The 17,830-nt window shown below is 38.0% G+C and carries 13 protein-coding genes; 7 read left to right on the top strand and 6 right to left on the bottom strand.

The genetic code is table 11. The features are described 5' to 3' along the window. The first annotated feature begins 71 nt into the window (after positions 1 to 71). The 4 genes from VKY50_RS06385 (at position 72) to VKY50_RS06370 (ending at position 4,828) form a co-directional block, all read left to right on the top strand. Positions 72 to 2,438, top strand: coding sequence for a TonB-dependent receptor (locus VKY50_RS06385; RefSeq protein ID WP_324300028.1), 2,367 nt, complete (start codon positions 72 to 74; stop codon positions 2,436 to 2,438). A 116-nt stretch (positions 2,439 to 2,554) separates the two neighbouring features. After that, positions 2,555 to 3,340, top strand: a complete 786-nt coding sequence (locus VKY50_RS06380; protein WP_324300026.1) for a DUF4625 domain-containing protein — start codon at positions 2,555 to 2,557, stop codon at positions 3,338 to 3,340. Positions 3,341 to 3,353: 13 nt separating this feature from the next. Beyond that, the gene (locus VKY50_RS06375) at positions 3,354 to 3,833 is read left to right on the top strand and encodes a DUF4625 domain-containing protein (RefSeq protein ID WP_324300025.1); all 480 of its coding nucleotides are present in this window, start codon (positions 3,354 to 3,356) and stop codon (positions 3,831 to 3,833) included. A 17-nt stretch (positions 3,834 to 3,850) separates the two neighbouring features. Further along, the gene (locus VKY50_RS06370; RefSeq protein WP_324300023.1) at positions 3,851 to 4,828 is read left to right on the top strand and encodes a DUF4625 domain-containing protein; all 978 of its coding nucleotides are present in this window, start codon (positions 3,851 to 3,853) and stop codon (positions 4,826 to 4,828) included. Here VKY50_RS06370 and VKY50_RS06365 read toward each other — a convergent pair. Further along, positions 4,811 to 5,962 carry an RNA-guided endonuclease InsQ/TnpB family protein gene (locus tag VKY50_RS06365; RefSeq protein WP_324300021.1) on the bottom strand — a complete coding sequence of 384 codons (1,152 nt, stop codon included), beginning with the start codon at positions 5,960 to 5,962 and terminating at the stop codon, positions 4,811 to 4,813. The genes VKY50_RS06370 and VKY50_RS06365 overlap by 18 nt on opposite strands. Positions 5,963 to 6,708: 746 nt before the next feature. Here VKY50_RS06365 and VKY50_RS06360 point away from each other — a divergent pair. Both VKY50_RS06360 and VKY50_RS06355 read left to right on the top strand, forming a co-directional pair. Further along, positions 6,709 to 7,878, top strand: coding sequence for a TlpA disulfide reductase family protein (locus tag VKY50_RS06360; RefSeq protein WP_324300019.1), 1,170 nt, complete (start codon positions 6,709 to 6,711; stop codon positions 7,876 to 7,878). A gap of 295 nt (positions 7,879 to 8,173) precedes the next feature. Next, complete coding sequence (locus VKY50_RS06355) at positions 8,174 to 8,344, top strand: hypothetical protein (RefSeq protein WP_324300017.1); 171 nt, start codon at positions 8,174 to 8,176, stop codon at positions 8,342 to 8,344. Between the two features lie 209 nt (positions 8,345 to 8,553). Here the strand turns inward: VKY50_RS06355 and VKY50_RS06350 are convergent, their stop codons facing one another. From VKY50_RS06350 to VKY50_RS06330, 5 genes are all read right to left on the bottom strand, one after another. Continuing rightward, a complete protein-coding gene (locus tag VKY50_RS06350; protein ID WP_324300015.1) occupies positions 8,554 to 10,785 on the bottom strand; it encodes a PepSY domain-containing protein in 2,232 nt (743 codons plus the stop codon). 10 nt (positions 10,786 to 10,795) lie between these two features. Beyond that, complete coding sequence (locus tag VKY50_RS06345) at positions 10,796 to 11,296, bottom strand: DUF2271 domain-containing protein (protein ID WP_324300013.1); 501 nt, start codon at positions 11,294 to 11,296, stop codon at positions 10,796 to 10,798. A gap of 21 nt (positions 11,297 to 11,317) precedes the next feature. Next, positions 11,318 to 12,826 carry an ankyrin repeat domain-containing protein gene (locus VKY50_RS06340; RefSeq protein ID WP_324300011.1) on the bottom strand — a complete coding sequence of 503 codons (1,509 nt, stop codon included), beginning with the start codon at positions 12,824 to 12,826 and terminating at the stop codon, positions 11,318 to 11,320. A gap of 91 nt (positions 12,827 to 12,917) precedes the next feature. After that, positions 12,918 to 14,291, bottom strand: coding sequence for a hypothetical protein (locus VKY50_RS06335; RefSeq protein WP_324300010.1), 1,374 nt, complete (start codon positions 14,289 to 14,291; stop codon positions 12,918 to 12,920). 21 nt (positions 14,292 to 14,312) lie between these two features. After that, positions 14,313 to 16,739, bottom strand: coding sequence for a TonB-dependent receptor (locus VKY50_RS06330; protein WP_324300008.1), 2,427 nt, complete (start codon positions 16,737 to 16,739; stop codon positions 14,313 to 14,315). 105 nt (positions 16,740 to 16,844) lie between these two features. Between VKY50_RS06330 and VKY50_RS06325 the strand changes: the two genes are divergently transcribed. Beyond that, the coding region (locus VKY50_RS06325) for a helix-turn-helix domain-containing protein (RefSeq protein ID WP_324300006.1) at positions 16,845 to 17,830 on the top strand (986 nt) is incomplete at its 3' end.

Genomic DNA, 17,830 nt, shown 5'->3' with positions numbered 1-17,830 from the left:
TTTTATATGTATAGGATTTAGAAAGTCTCAACACTTTAGAAGCATTTGTCAAATCTTATAGTTATTCAAATATGCATTTTAAATATTGGAGTACAAGTGTACTGTTATCCTTGTGCACCTCAGTTTTTGCACAAGAATCTTTTCCAATCCGTGGAGTTGTTAAAGACGCCCATAGCTTTCAACCCATAGAAGGGGCTTCCATAATCGGTGAAGAAGCCTTTGCGATCACATCACATGATGGTACGTTTCAAATGAATCATCTACCCCAGGGGACCTACACTTTTAAAGTTTCCCATTTAGGGTATATTACCGATACTATTACCCTATCAAGCAGCACCACTATAGCGGTACTGCTTGAACCTTCGATCACCTTTCTTGATGATATAGAAATTTACAGCCAGAAAAAGAATTCAAAATCAAGGGCCTCACCCTTAATCTCTCATATGGTTTCAAAATCCTATATGGAGAACAATAGAGAAAATAGCTTGATGCAAACCTTGGAGAAAATCCCTGGGGTTAGCACCATTACCATTGGCTCGGGAAATTCTAAACCAGTCATCAGAGGGTTGGGATTCAACAGAGTGGTAGTGGTACAAAATGGCATCAAGCACCAGGCACAGCAATGGGGCAGTGATCATGGTTTAGAAATTGATCAATATGGCGTTGAAACTATTGAGATCATCAAAGGCCCTGCATCATTGCTATATGGTTCTGATGCCATTGCAGGGGTCATAAATATCCAGGCTCCTGAGGTACCTGTACCAAACTCTTTCTCCGGATCGGTTCATATGCTTGGTGAAACCAATAATGATTTACTCGGTATTTCTACTGGAGTACAAGGAAGAAAAAACACGTGGTTTTACCGTGGCCGGATAACTTACAAGGACTTCGGGGACTATAAGGTGCCCACTGATCAAATCAATTATGAAAATTACATTTTTGATTTGCATGATAATTATTTGCGAAACACTGCGGGTAATGAAGCCAATCTGAGCGCAAGTGTAGGTTATGTAAAAGATCGGATAAAATCGGAGACCTTTATATCCAATGTGAATAGCAAAAATGGCTTTTTCGCCAATGCCCACGGACTAGAGGTACGTTCTTCAAAGATTGATTATGACGCTTCAAATCGCGATGTCGACTTTCCTTTTCACAAGGTGAATCATTTTAAGGTAATAAATTCAACGACCATGTTCAGGGGTGACCATAGGTTTCAAATTGACCTCGGTTTCCAAAACAACCATCGCGCGGAATATTCAGAACCAGCTCCTCATGGATATATGCCAACACCGCCTAATAGTAAGGAACGAATATTCGATAAGAATACGTATTCATTTAATTTGAGCGATCAGATCTCGATAGGAAGTCGTCACAAACTGAGTACTGGATTAACTATAGAACACCAACATAACAACATTGGAGGTTGGGGATTTTTAATCCCAGGCTTTAGAAGTTTTAATATAGGCGGTTTTGTATTTAATGATTTTGAAATTAGTCGAAACTTTCACCTTTTAGCTGGTCTGCGTTATGATTATGGAAGAATCCACACCGATGCATATTATGATTGGTTTGACTCTGAGGTGACTACTGATCAAGGGATTCAAAACCGTGAATTTGTTCAAAGATCTCAAGACAAAAAAATGCGATTTGACAATATAAGCGCTTCAGTAGGGGTGAGTTATACGCACAACAACACTTCTTATAAATTCAACATAGGAAAAAGCTTTCGGATGCCCTTGGCAAATGAATTAGCATCGGATGGTGTGAACTACCATATGTATCGATATGAAAAGGGAAATTTAAATTTGGATCCTGAAGAGTCGTATCAGTTGGATATTGAGATCGCTCACGAAACACCCGTGTTCTCTGTTGCTGTGAGTCCTTTTTTAAATCTCTACAGTAATTATATCTATCTAAATCCCACGTCCAATTATCATGAGACCTTACAGATCTACGAATATTCTCAAAGTAAGGTTTTAAGAATGGGAGGGGAACTTAGTGCTAGTACATTGCTTTTCGAAAAGCTCCGTTTTGAGGCAAATGCAGAATTTGTGTATTCCAAACAGACCAGCGGCCCTAAAAAAGACTTCGGACTGCCTTTCTCTCCACCTTTATCCGGGAATTTAATGGCATCCTATGCTTTTGGGGATAAGTTGTTTTTTAAATCTCCAACCATTGGAGCCGAGTACAGAATAACTGCAGCTCAGGATGAAATTGTACCTCCTGAGAAAAGAACAGATGCTTGGCAAGTATTAAACCTTTCCCTGCAAAGCGAGGTTTCTTTTTCTAATAACAAACAGCCGCTGCAAATTCGAGTTAAGATCAACAATGTGTTGGATACAAAATATTATAACCACACTAATTATTACAGATTAATTGACATACCTGAACCTGGTAGAAATCTATCACTTTCGCTCACGCTTCCATTTGGGACATGAGTTACGGTAGTCTCTAATTGGTATTAAATCCGTGAAATTTCAATTAAAATTTTTCAAACACAATCACATAATTAAACACAGTAAACATGAAAACAAACATTTTTAAATTAAATCTAATGAAAACAAATTTCAGATCTTTAATCTTTTTAGCCACTCTTGGACTTCTACTAAACTCTTGTAGTAGTGATGATGATGCCTCCCAGGACATTATGAGTCCTGTAATTTCCAATTTTGAATTTGGCCAAGGTGCTTCTCACACCACTGATCGAATCGCTTATATGGGCTCTGATATCCATTTAGAAGCCGATATTAGTGCCTCAGCTGCTGTTCAGCGTATCGCCTTGTCAATTCATTCGCATGATCTTGAACTCGAAGAAGGTCAAGAAGACTGGGAATTCAATAAGGATTTTACGGACCAGAAATATCAAGTCATGAATCCTACATTTCATGAGCATATAGATATTCCTACTAATATTCCCGCTGGTGAGTATCATATTGAAATCACTGTAACTGATATTAATGGAGAAACGGCTACAGTAGATGGCCACCTTCAGATTCTTTCACCTATTTCTTTAAGTGCGTTTTCAATTGACACCACAGCTATAAAAGGTAGTGATTTTCACGCAGAATTTTTGGTGGAGGCTGTTTTTGGAATTCACGCCATTAGCGTAGATATCCATTCTCATGGAATAACACCAGGTGAGGGTGAAACCAATTGGGAGTTTAAACAAACATTTGAAGAAGGATACCATGGTCTTAACGAGGCCGAATTTCATGAGCATATAGATATTCCTGTGAATGCTTCCGCTGGAGAGTACCACATGACTTTTAGCATTGAAGACGAACAAGGAAACATCCATAATTATGAAACCCACATTGATATTACCAATGAATCATTATAAAAATATAAAACGAATGAAACGCATTAAAAGCGCATGCTTTTTCCTTTTTGGAATATTGTTCTTTGCCTCTTGTTCTAGTGATGATACATCAGTAAAGGATCAAGATAAACCTGAGATAAACATTGCGTATCAAGGAGGGTTCCCTGAACCTTGTATGGCCTTGGTTAAAGGAGAGACCTATACCTTTAGGGCTAAGATCACCGATAACCTATCACTTGCAGCTTATAGCCTAGACATCCATCATAATTTTGATCATCACACCCATGATGATCAGCAAGGTGATTGCGAATTGGACGTGGTGAAGCAGCCAATAAATCCTTGGGTGTTCATGGAAAATTATGCCATTGAAGGTGATGTCTCTAGTTATGAAATAATGATTGAACTCACCATTCCGCAAGATATTGATCCAGGGGATTACCATTGTTCTTATTCTGTGACGGACCAAACAGGTTGGCAGTCCAGAACTTCAGTTGATATTAAAATTGTTGAATAATTAATTAAAATAAATTCATGAATTTACAAAGCAATTATCTTTTAAAACTAAACGGTTTTAGGCTATTCACTCTATTTTTTACGGTTGGAATATTTAGCTCCTGTAGTGATGATGATACGCTCGAAATTGAGCTACCCAAACCCATTATTGAACATATCGAAATCGGTTCAGGGAACAATGGAATTGGTGTAATAGGACGCGACTTTCATTTTGATATGGATGTGATCGCTGGAGAAGCTCTCGGAAATATTCAAGTGAAAATTGAAGGGAAAAACGATCAGACATACGATCACAAGTGGTCCTTTGAAATCACCTGGGACGAATTTCAAGGGATGAAAAACACCAATGTTCACAAACACTTTGATATTCCAAGCGACGCTCCTGAGGGAGATTATCATTTTGTAATTCTAGTAAATGATCAAAACGGTACCATTTTAGAAGATCAAAAAGAAATAAGCTTGATAAAAGCATCGAATCTACCTGTAGAACCCATGCTTTATCTCTGGATAATACAGACTGATCAGGGGGATTCTCATTATGTAAATGAGTTATTGGAAAACCCAGAAGGCGTACAACTATCCAAAGATGAAGTTCTTACATCGCAAATATTCATTAACAATGTAAAGGACGATGGAAAGGTGTATATATTGTTGATTAAAAAAGACGCTAATCATTTTCCTGAAACTGTTGAAGACATTGATTTTTCAAAGGCCATTGTTTACGATGTTTATGAACACCAAAATGAACAGGATGTATTCACTTTTGGAAATATTGTTTTTGATGGTAAGGGTGGACAAATAAGATCGGCACCTAAGTTTACAATAGGGGCTTTGGTGGATAACAATACACCTGTAGGTAATCCAATCAACTCCGAAAAAAGTTGGGAAACAGGTACCTATTATTTGGGTGTGGTATATACTAATAGCACTCATAATTTGAGTTTGCACCATTATTTGGAGGTTCAAATTATTAATAAACTACCCAACCACGCGTAGCGATGGATTGGGTTTTAAACCTGAAGCCATATGAGCAATAGTGCAAGACATAGCATTCGATTTTCTGGCGCGGTTTACGGCGCCTCCAAGGGTAGCTATATTGATCAATGCGTTCGCATCAGCATCCATATAGCTTCCACAGTTGCTGCACTTAAAGTGCTTGTTGGCTGGTTTACCAATATGTTTACATACATTGCAGGTCTGACTCGTGTACCTTGGATCAACAACCACGACAGGGACACCATAAAGCAATCCCTTGTACTCCAGAAACAAACGAAGTTGTCCAAAAGACCACCGTCCAAGTTTGGTTCTAAACTTTTTGTTTCTTCGTTTAGACGTAAACCTAATATTAGTCAAGTCTTCGATAGCAACACCTTTACCACTTTGTTTAGCAGTAAGGATAATAGCTTTTGCAATAGTATGGTTCATAATGCTTGCGTGAGTTCTTTCCTTGCCTTGAAGCCGTTTGGACAACTTCCTACAGTTTCTTTTAGTAGAACGTTTAGAAGTGTCTGTCTTTGCCCTAATAGAACTCCGAACCTTTTGCCGATGTTCACGGTAAGTGTTAAGCCCATCAGCAGGATGCTTAACACTATCAGAGGTTACAACGATATCCGTGATTCCAAAATCGCACCCTATAAAATCATCCACGCCTTTCGTTTCTTCTGGGGGAACTTCTATGGTTTGACAAAGGAAAAATTTTCCTTTTTTGTAAACCAGGTCCGCTTCTCCCTTGATAAGAGCGAAATGTTCAGGCTTATGGCACACAAAATTAATTTTTTGTCTACCTCCAAGACACCACAACGAAACCACATTGTTTGGTTTGTAGGTCATAATTCTAGCATCATAAGCGATGGCGCCAAGTGGTTTGAATTTGCGTTTTGTTTTCTTGTCCAAGGCATACGCATCACAAACCTTGGCAATAGATCGTATCAGCATTTGAGAAGAAAGCTTACATGTGGATCTGAGCGGATGATAGACCTGGTGGTGCAATTTAATTTTATTGAAAATCTTTTCTTGCCATGCCGTCTCAGCAATGATATCGCAGGCAGCATTCGCTACCCTCATAGTTTGAAGGAGCAATGCGGCCTGATCATTTGTAGGCAATAGCTTGATTTTCAAAGTCAATTTCATAATGCAAAGTTCAAAAAATTAATATCAGATTATATGTTAAAAAAAGAAAAATTATTAACCAAGGGGATCACTGCTTTCCTCCCACCCACTAAAGATCAATGGGTTTCCGCAGTATAATTATGAATAAATGAAGTTTAAAAGGTAGTGTAGCTTACCAAGAGCTTACACTGCCTTTTAATATTTATATGATAGGATCAAATACAACGTTAACCTTTGACCAATTCATTGATCTTATAAATGATTAAAAGCAGCAATCAATTTTTCCATTGCCGCTGAATTAATATGGGTATTCTTGCGGTCAGTACGTTCTCTATCAATCACCTTCGCTACCCTATCAAATCGTTTAAATAACCTTTTGTATTAACGGAATTGAATTTTATTTTTACGGAAAACATAATTCATGCATCACTTTGATGGATGGTATATTTAAATCCAAAAGTACTACTGCAAATCAACAGTAATACCAATTTGTAAGCAGCCTTATAATATTCACCAAAAGCAGTTTTGTAAGAATCCACTCAGTAACATGTCGTTCTAACAAAATTGTTAATCTTTATTCGAAAAAACATAATTCTTCTAATTAGAGAAGTCCTGGTACGATTACTCAGAAAATAACTGAATTTAAAATAATGAGGTCTCTATTACTGTATCACAGTTAGTTATGGCATAATTATTGTAATTTGGATCTACAACTATAAACATCTGGAATCGTTGCATTTATGATGTATTTAAAAGATCAACCCACCATGGATAAACATATACACCACTACCCGCTCTACCTTCTTCTCAATCTAGGAATTATTTTCACAAGTTGCATAACTAAAGAAAGCACCAATGAATTCAAATTATCAGGAACTTATCATGGAGATGAATCATCTTATGTCATTTTTAAATACAAGGATTCCGCAGCCAACCCAATAGAGGATACCCTTGAGATTATTGATGGAAAATTTAAAGCAAAGGGATATATAAACAAAGTGAGTGATGCCTCATTATGGTTTGAAAAAACGCCGCAAAATCCTCTAGAAATAATGCCCGTGACATTGTTTTTTATTGAACCGGGAGAATTGTCCATTACAGTTACTGAAGGAGATTTTAAAAACACAAAATTTAACGGTTCATCCGTACAACAGGAGCACTTAGCACATGAAAAAGAGCTCAATGACATGTACATAAAGATAAACACGGCTCTAAAGGATCGAATGTCTCTTATGAATAAAAGGCAGCAAGAGGAGGCTGATGCCATTGATATTGCCAAACTTGATGATATGGAAAACAAAAGGATCACCTTATTAGACTCCATAAAATCAATCAATCTAGATTATAGTCTTAACCATAAGGGCTCCCCAATTGGGCTCTATTATTTAAAGCGATATTTCAAAACTCTAGAAACAGCTTATGTTAAAGAAATTTTTGAGAATTACAATGAGGATGTAAAAAACAGTTTGTTTGGAGATCAAATAATAACACTCTTAAACTCAAGAAAATCTTATGGAACAGGTGATAAAATACCTCCATTTAATGCGATCGATATTAAAGGAAACCTATTAGATCTCAATAGTCTAAAAGGAAAGTACCACCTATTAGACTTTTGGGCAAGCTGGTGCAAGCATTGTCTTCAAAATATTCCAAAATTAAAAACCCTCCATAAAACCTATCGCCACTTGGGGTTTGACATCATTGGGATCTCTATTGATAAAAAGGAAGAAGCCTGGGAAAGGAGTATTGAAAAAGAAAACCTAGAAGGTTGGCTACATTATATTAATAACCCACCAAAAGTAAAAGATCAGGTCCAAAGCATCTTAAACTTTACATCCATCCCTCAGTATATTCTTCTGGATCAAAATGGAGTTATCCTCGGAAGATACACCACTAACCTAAACGATCTTGAAGCCAAACTAGAAGAACTTTTATAACCAAGATCATTTAAAGAACTATAAACCATTTAAACCAATCAAAATGCTCCAAAAAACAATTTACATCCTCTTTAGTCTAATACTCTCATTGAGCGCCTCCAGTCAAAACAATGTAAGCGGTAACGAAGAGCCTCTGTATATAGATATTCTGGTTTCACCCAGCAAAACGGTAAGCATTAATAATCATGTCAATATACTCCCAAAGAATATTAAAAAACACATTAGCTAAATTGTAAACAACCATTCCATCTTAGAAAATGAACGTTTAGTGTACCGAATTTACGGTACAAAAAGCATGAAGCTCGGAGATATCATGGATGTACAACAAAAGTTGCTGAACCTTTATCCAGCCAACTACCAGCGGTATATCATATTAGAAAAAAATGAACAAGTCCTCATGGATGACGCACAATGGACAAAAAAATTAAAGGAATTAAAAATCTTAAAAATAGATAAACCAAAGTAATACGCATGCGAAGTCATCTTTTCGTATTTCAAAATAAGCCATACATTTGGGCTTAAGTTGATCAACTTGCTGATTTTAGTGAGTTAGCGGTATCAGTATTTTGATCTATTAAGCACTGCTGAATAGGCGTTCTTTCTGTGGAGCACATGTTGCCTAATTCCTTGCAATGCTATCACTATGAAGTTCAAAGCACTTCCTCAGGCAACTTACTAATAACAATCCATCTTAATCTGCTTCTTGTTCTGAAAATAACTAAGATCTTTGGTGAGATAACAATTACATATTCCCTGCAATTCCTTTATCACCTCATCCTGCATGGCAATAGATCCACAAATCATCACACATCCCCCTGACTTTAGGGTTTGCGCAATTTCAAGACCATCTCTTTTTATCAGATGTTGCACATAAACCTTTTGAGGATCCAGCCGAGAATACGCTGGAATAAAGCGATCCAACTTCTTTTCTGCAAGTGCCTGATCAATGAACGATTCATATAGCTCTAAAGAGGCTGGATTTTTACCACCCCAATAAAGACGAAGCTTTTGTTTGGGCTTACTATTACCATGGTTCCTTTTTAAGAGGGGCTTTTTGGAAGTATTGGATTGAATCATCCCCAAAAAAGGACCAATCCCAGTCCCTGTGGCTATTAGCACCGTTTCTTTTGCTTTTTTAGGTAGTCGGAAATGTGGATTTTTTACCACACCGCAAGACAATACCTCACCTTGCTTAAGATCACCAAGTAAATTAGAACACACCCCGTTGGGATGCCTTTTTACACTTATAGCTAACAGACCTTGACCAAGATCCCCTATAGAATACAGCCGTTCACGACCATCCACCTTAGGTGTGACCGATAATAAATCACCAGAGGCCGTTTTAATACCATTGGTATTTTTTAAAGTAAGTAGAAAGGTATCATCCTTGGTCAATCGATCTACCACCACAAAATCCGTGTGTTGTTTTTTTGGAAGGTTAATTGCACTTTTATCCAACTGCAAATTGACCTCCTCCTTAGTGCCCCATGTAGAAGCCCAAGAAGAAAACGCTTCAAAAGATCTATCATTCACCGTAAATACAGGTGCTGTTGCTTCTGCTATTTTTAAGCCTTCAAGAGCATCATGTACCTGATAAGCAAATTGACAGAATTTAGGATACGAAGTCGAACCAAAACCAACCACGGAAAAAACAAAAGGATTTATTTGAGAATGCTTGGTTAGTAATTCTAAAAAGTTTGCTGCGCTTATAGGAGCCTCTCCTTGGCCGTAAGTGGACGTTATAATCACCAAATGCTGCATCTTACTAAACTCCTTGTAATGATTCATCTGTCCTAAATAACTGCGCTTACCACAAGTAAGTAAACGCTGATGAAATTCTTGTGCATACTGTAATGTGGTTCCGCCTTCTGTTCCCACAAGGATCACATATTCCGCTTCATTGGTATCATATTTATTTTTAATACGATTCCTAGGTCGTTTAAAATAAATTATAAAGCCGGTTACCATTAAAAAGGGGATCGTAAGGGTTCCAAGACCTAGAACCACACTCCAAAGTATACTCCCCTCCCCTGTATGTAACACAGTAGCCCAAGCAGAAATTGTATTGATCACAGGATTTTTATCTTCAGCAAGGACCTCACCAGTATATTGATTCAAAAGCACTTCCCTATCTTTAAGACGAACCAAATAGTAGTCCTCTACAAATTCAGAGAACGGATATTCCAAATCTTTTAGTTCACTTAATGGTGTATTTTTAAAAAGCTCAAATGCTTCATACGCCAATCGAGGTTCCTCACTTAAAGTGTCATAATTAATTTGGTGAACTAGCTGTGGTTCTGGAATAATTTGAAAACGCAATAAGGATAAATAAATTCCAGAGAGCGATATAATTAATATGGGTATCAATGTTAATCGCGAATACACCACATGGTTAAACTGGGAGTAGTTCTCACGAACCACTGCAGAAAAGAAATACCTCATCCCTCCCTGCCGTTTAGCAATTAATACAATACCCGATAGGGCAATTAAAAGTAACAGAAATGACACCAATCCTATTAAAAAACGCCCCGTTGTTTTTAAAAACAGCGAACGATGTAAGTTGGTACTAAATTGAAAAATAGGTGCTTTTTCAATAAGTGGTCCCAAATTCTCTCCAGTAAAGGGATCAACGTAGAACTGCTCTGTTTTTCCGTCAATTATAGCGGTAACACTTACGAATCCGTTGCGATCCTGGGAGATTGAAAGGATTTCATCGTAACTCGAGTTTAAGGTATGGAGTGTCTTTGACAAAGTAAGCTCACCCGCAGTTGAAATATTATACGGGTGAAGCTTGTTTAATATGGGTTCAACAGCCAAAATCGTCCCTGTAATTGAAACGGCCAATAAGAACAAAGAAGAAACTATTGCTAATATTAAGTGGCTGTATCGCCATATTGAAAGAGTCATAAGTAGGTGTTTAATTTGGCATCATGCGAATGTGACGTATGTAACCTTTGCCATCCACTTTATTTTTGATGGTTTCACTCTGAAGGGGCACCTCAGCGTCTATGGCAAAATACTCTTGATTTTCAACTGCCGATTCAAAACGAATGGTATATCCACTATCAATCTCTGATGGGTCAAAGGACAATGAAATAATATTACGCTGCCCATTTCCAATGGTCGCTCCCGTGATGGCATCTATGTTCTCATTAATGCCACTACTGAATTGCCACCAATTTTTAAGATCTGCAAACCACTCTTTGTCATCCCCTTGCATGTATAATGTTTTCACATATTCCCCATTAGGGTCTATAAGTGATACCACCACATAAGCGCGCTCCCCTGTATAGTTCATCATTTGGATGAGACATTTGTAGTTTACTGGCGGCATATGCGCCGTAGCGCTTTGTGGAGAATACGCCTGGGTTAGCATTGCAATTGCTAATAATAGTATTATTTTACCTAAAGATCTCATTGTAATAAAACTGCGAATTAGTTATTTTAAAAAGTTCAAATCTGCTCCACCTTTCACTAAAAGCTCATTTTCGCTTGCTAGTTCAAAAGGTGTTTCTCCAAAACCCGTGGTAAGACTGTTATCCGCTCCTTTTGACAATAAAAATTTCAAAAGTTCCACATTATCGGTCTGTAATGCCGCATAGTGAAGTGGTGTATTTCCTTGACTGTCTTTAGCATTAATATCAGCCCCTAACTTACTTACCGTTTGTAAAAGCGCCAGATTATTTTTTTGAACAGCTAGGTGCCATAGATTTTTATCCTGCTCTTGAGTCTTGGTGAAATCCAACCCTTTAGCTTTTAAAGCCACTACCTTCTGGTCAAAATCTTTAGGGAGCCCACGGGTATCTAAAAGGTGGTAGACTAAACTATTCCCTTTTTTATCCACTTGATTAATACTAGCCCCTTTTGAGAGTAGATAAGAAACCACCTCAGCAGAGTTATTCTGAACTGCAAAAGCTAAAGCGGAATATCCATCTTGGTTCAGATGGTCAATATCACTTGTTTTTTGAGTTAGGTATTTTATGATCTCAAGATTATTTCTAGAAGCAGCGTTTATAAGAGCTGTGTTCCCGTTGGTATCTACTGCATTTGGATTAACACCTTTTGCGATAAAATAATCATAGATTTCTATGTCTTTAGAAGAGCGGGCTAAATTATGAATAGGAGTAACACCCTCAACAGAGGTAACATTAGGATCGATCCCAAGACCTTCTAAATACTTAAATAGCGCTAGGCTATTGCTTGTTCCTCTGCCCCCTCTGCTTGCAAATAACATGGCATTCTCTTTTGTGTTGTGATTAGCTTTAATGTTCACACCACGGTCGATTAAGGCATTTAACACATCGATATTTCCACCTTGTGCGGCATACGAAAATATCCCATTTCCATTATCGTCAGTGGTATGGATATCCATGCCTTTACCAATAAAATAGTCAATTAAGTCTAAGTTCTTTACTCTTGGTGCAGCAATTAAAATCACCTCACGACCATCATGATCTTTTTCTCCTACAAGATCTACACCGTTTTTAATCAAAAATTCATAAACTGATGTATTATCCTGACCAGAAGCCGCAGCGAATTGGGCTACTGTATACCCATGAGAATCTTTTAAGTCTGTTCTTGCACCTTTATCTAGTAGGAGCTCCATAATATCTAAATACCCTCTCGAGGCAGCCCAGAAAAGATAGGTTCTCGAATCGTGTGTACGTTTGTTTACATCATTCCCTTGCGCCAATAGATGCGCTATGGTAGCTGGTGGATTCTGGCTAAAAATTGCAAATGTAACGGGATCATAACCACCGCGATTGGACTCGGTTATGGAATATCCTTGGGCGATTTTAGCATCGATTTCAGCAATACTTGGGGTAGTAGCCCAGTAGTCTCTATCCATAAATGGGTTTTCTGGAGCTTTATTTTGAGCCATGCTTGTGGCAATGGTCATTGAAGCAACAATGCTCAAAAAGAAGATTTTAATGGTTTGTCTTTTCATCTTTTTAGGTGTTTGAAAGCGTCTGTTCTAACATGTAAATAATTCCAGAGGAATTCCCCTGGAATTATAGTAATTACTCGTTGTATTTTTATTAAAATGCTCCTATAAAATGACTTCCTGGGACATTCACCAGCTCTGCACCTTTAGTTACTTCACCAGTTTCGGTATCCACCACATAAATGTTACCGTTTTCTCCAACAGGAGCTTGGGTTAGATATATTTCATTTCCATCAACTGCAAAACCTTGGTATTGGAATAAATAGAAGTCTGGATCATAAGGGATCTCTGTAATTTTCTCAGCCGTTCTAGCCTCTAAGTCCACTAGTGCGAAGAACCCTTGCGCTCCAGCAACCCCTTCTGCTGAACCTGCATGACGATAAGCCAACACAGCCTTGCCATTGGCAGCAGGTCTCCAGGCTAAAATATAGGCATCTTCAACCCCTAAAGCCTGATCCAAATTAAAGACATAAGAATCATCATATTTATTGTCTGATCCAATTTTTAAGATGTAGGAACCTTCTGGATCGCCTTGATTGGCTTGGTAAACACTTCCATCCACCTCGAAAGCATTAATACTACGGTAGCCATTGGTGTTCCCATGTCCCACTGTAGAGGTTATAATAGTTGGATTTAAAAGTGATGGGTAATCCAATACAATGGTTTTAGATCCTAAAATTTCGTAATCGTTATCTCTTTCAGCAGTTGCAGGGTCAACCTTACTTAAACGTGCACCGATGTACAATTTATCACCAGCTGCATTTAAAGTAGGCATATCAATTCTAGAGATATAGTATCCCTTTGCTTCCTCCTCTGGACTTAGCGCGATGCTGTGCTCCTCGAATTTATTGATCACTGAATTTTCTAAATCTAAGGTAACAACACCCATTGTCGCCTCGGTGCGTAGGTAAGTATCATCTGTTGACACATCTGGTGTACCGTTATCATCAAACTGATGTTCAGTGGAAACATACACCGCAGCACCAGTCTTATCTCCATCAAATAATTTAATCCATCTTGGTGCAGAACCCACGTATTGTGCAATATTTACCTGTGATCCAGTTGGTGCAAAGTTTTGACCGCCCTCCACCGTGTACTTGGTGTAGTTTCCTCCAGTATCACCTGCATAGCTAATGTTGAATATCGTATTTCCATCCTCTGAGGCTTGTAATCTGGCAGTTCTATTGGAAGGTACAATAAATCCATTATCAAATGGTTCAATAGAAACAGTTGGATCCTTTGCTTCTTCACTTCTAAGGGAGTAAATTAACGTTCCTCCATTACCATCTCCTGGGTTATCTCCCATTCTCGCGGCAGCTATGGTAATCCATCGAATGTCCTCGATAGGATCTGTTGGATCTGGTTGTATTTCCTCACCAGGACCATCATCACTACTACAAGCGCTCAATAGTCCGACTGCAAGAATGGAGGCCACCACTGCTCTATACGTTAGAAAATTTCGTTTCATCTTTTTAATGTATTTATTGGGTTAAAAATTGTTGATTATATAATTTAATTTTAAGTAAAAAGCCCTACCAGGTTTTTGTACTGATAGATTATCATAGACGGGTTTATCAAAGATATTTTTAACATCAAAGCTCAGTACAAAGTTGTTATTGGGAAAGGTGTAGCTCAGTCCAAAATCTTGCACAATTTGCTCAGGCACTTTGAAAAATTCATCTCCTACGGTGTTTTTCCCTTGTGGAACCAAGTATGAAAACGCATCGGTATAATAAAAGCTGTAAAACAGGTTTAACAGCGAACTTTTCTGAAATAGATTTCCGATGGTATAATGCGCCCCAGCATTCATAGTGAAAAATGGTGTATTTGGCACATCTACCTCCACCCCGCGGTTATTAATGGTTAAATCAAATCGGGTAACATTAAAATTGATCCCCAAATTGTTATTATAAGTATAGTGCAGTTGGCCTTCTATTCCTTTAGAGGTTCCGTCCCCTTGGTTTTCATAAAGGATGGTTTCATCATTGACATTTAGCGAAGTTTCGATAGGCAAACCAATTCTATCTTTTATGTTTCTAGCGAAAAAATTGGTCGATAAGGAAAATTCGTGTTTTGCTAGTTCAAAAGAGCCAAATCGGAAGCCAATGTTATAATTGTTACTCAGTTCTGGTCGAATACTAGGGTTAGCAACCACATTATCACCGTCATTACCAAATACTTCGGTTTCATTTGGTAAACGAATTGCTTTTTCGGCAGAGGTCAATAAAGTGATATCTGGAACAATGGCATATGATAGTGCAAAACCATACCCTTGATCATTGACGGTAGCCGTGGTAACATCTTGTTCTATTTCATTGGTCTGGTCATTTATAAAAGGGTCAGAATTAACCGTTTTTTGTTGGTAGAACTTACCAAAAACACTCGAACGAAGTTTCCCTTGTAGTGTGTTAAGTTCATAGGTAGCCGAGAAAATATTTTTATGTAAATCTCTGGTTCCTTTAAAGGTATTTTCCCTTACGGATCTCAACGCATCACTATCTTCTCGATCAATACCACTATAGGCGTGATTTAGCAACACCTTATGATGTTCGTTAATAGTATAGGACAATCCGGTTCTAATAGAGGCTACATTTCTTTTAATCTTAGCCAAAGAAGGACCTCCCTCTTGTTGTGATCCCCAAGAATATTTATACTCATCTCCCTTATAATCGATGGCTCTTTTTCCAGTCCAACTATAGGCCCAAGGGACCGTATCGTTTACCATTCGGTTACGTTTTCCATATAGCCCATGCACATTGAGTTCCAAGCCCTTAGTTAAAAAGTCTGTCTTTTGATAGGTGATATTACCTAACAGGGCATCGGACTCCATAAATCTTCCTTTGTACGGCATAATGGTCATAAAGGTCCCGTGTTGGATCTCCTTGTAATCATCAGAAGCGGTAACCCCTACTAAAAATTGATCGGCCCATTTTACATCGGTGTAACCAATTTGGGCCATGCCTCCCAAAGATTCATAAGCATCGTTAAACCTTTTGGCTGTAATAGGTGTTTGTTTACCACCAAGGCCTGTTTCCACGATACTCCTTCCAGATACTTCATAATCATTATCGGAGTAATTATAAAAAAGGGAGCCTTTTAGAGTAAAACCAGATTCTTTGAATCGATATAATCCGTTGGCACTAGCTTGAAAAGTATTAAACGACCCATAGGACATAGAGGCGTTTAAATGATTTTTTGCTGATTCCTGGAGCACAATATTAATAGCACCCCCAAGCGCATCATCTGCCAAATAGCCAGGTACCACACCTTTGTATACCTCAATACGTTTTATCATGGAAGGCGGTAGGCTATTTAAACTAAATGATGAGCCGTAAACCGAAATAGGAATTCCGTCAATGAATATTCGTACTGCGCTACCTGATAACCCGTTTAAGCTATATTGAACTTGAGAACCTAATCCTCCATTTTGACGAATCTTAACTCCTACGGTGGTATTTAATAGCTCGTTGGTCTGAATATTTCGTTGACTCGCTTGTTTTGTTTCTATTACATTCACCGCAAATCCTTCCGTCTCGATAGCCGTCGCTTTACTTTTGCCATTCACCGTGACCGCCTCAAGGGCTTCTGCGCTCTCCTTAAGTATAAAATCAAGCTGTACACTTTGACTTGCAAGAGAAGTTTCTACCGTTTTAGACACCTGGTTATATCCTATGTATGATATGGAGACTATATGTCTCCCATAAGGAACTTCCAGTTCAAACGCTCCTTCTTGATTGGTCAAGGTAGCAAACTTAGTGTCCTTTACCATCACCGTAGCAAATGCCAAAGGTTCCCCTTGAGAAGAATGAACAACCCCTTGAATAGTAGCCTCCTTTATGGTTTGTCCGTGAAGGAGCAGTACCTTTAGAAGAAACGTAAGTAAGAAAACTTTAGTAATTATGTAATTCGTTCCCAACTTTTATTTAGATTTAATATAAATAAGTTTTAGATTTGCAAATGTAATGTAACCAACCATGTTACACTACCGCAAAAGGAAGTATTAGATACGCAAAAGGTAACCATGAAATCGATCATTAAAAGTGAATTGTTTGAAAACAGCGTTTGTCATAAAAAGTTCTCAGTGGATTTTTTAACGGATGAAATAATCGAGAATAACATCAATATAAATAACCATTTAGGGTCGGGTGTTATCAAGGAACTTCAGTTAGATGGTATCTATTTAATTAACACCAATTTGAATATTCCTAAGGAATGCCGATTTGAGATTTCAAATAATTTCCCAGTGTTTGTTCTACATTTTGAATTCGCTGGGCAAAAGAGAATTATTCCTGCTGATTCTCAGGATGCGCTGGTAGAATTTTCTGAATTTCAATACAATCTGCTATACCTGCCAAGAACCAATGGGACAGTAAAATGTGAAGGGGATCCCTACCGTACCCTTGAAATTCATTTTACACTGGATCGGATTAAAAAAATAGTTGGCGATGACTATAAAGAAGTCATTAAAAGAATAGATGCTGCTATTACCAAAGGTAAACCTTATGCGTTTTGGAGGCATTCCAATCCTATCCTTCCAGAGATGGAAAAGACCTTACAGGAACTAATGGTTTGTTCATTATGCGGCCATTTGAAAAAAACCTACCTACAATCTAAAGTGACTTCACTAATGGTCGATATCCTCCTTGATGCCAATGAAAAGGAAACTTCAGTTACAAAAAATGTTCTGCTAAAATCAGACTTGGAGGCGTTACAACAAGTAGATTTCCATATAAAAACAAATCTAAATAAGAACCTAACCATAGCGGAGCTTTCAGTGATAGCAGGCTTTAATGAATCCAAGCTAAAAAGAGATTTTAAATTGGTGTACGGGAGCACTATATTTAAATACATCACAAAGCTACGCATGGAAAAAGCGGTCACGCTTATAAAAGGGGATGGTCTTACAATTGCAGAGGCAGCTTATGCGGTAGGTTATAACAACCCACAACACTTTACAACAGCCTTTAAACGAACCATGGGCTATGTTCCTAAAATGCTTAAAAAGGT

This window comes from Galbibacter sp. (assembly GCF_035306585.1).
Taxonomy (GTDB): domain Bacteria; phylum Bacteroidota; class Bacteroidia; order Flavobacteriales; family Flavobacteriaceae; genus Galbibacter.
This window is presented reverse-complemented; position numbering and strand designations above follow the sequence as displayed.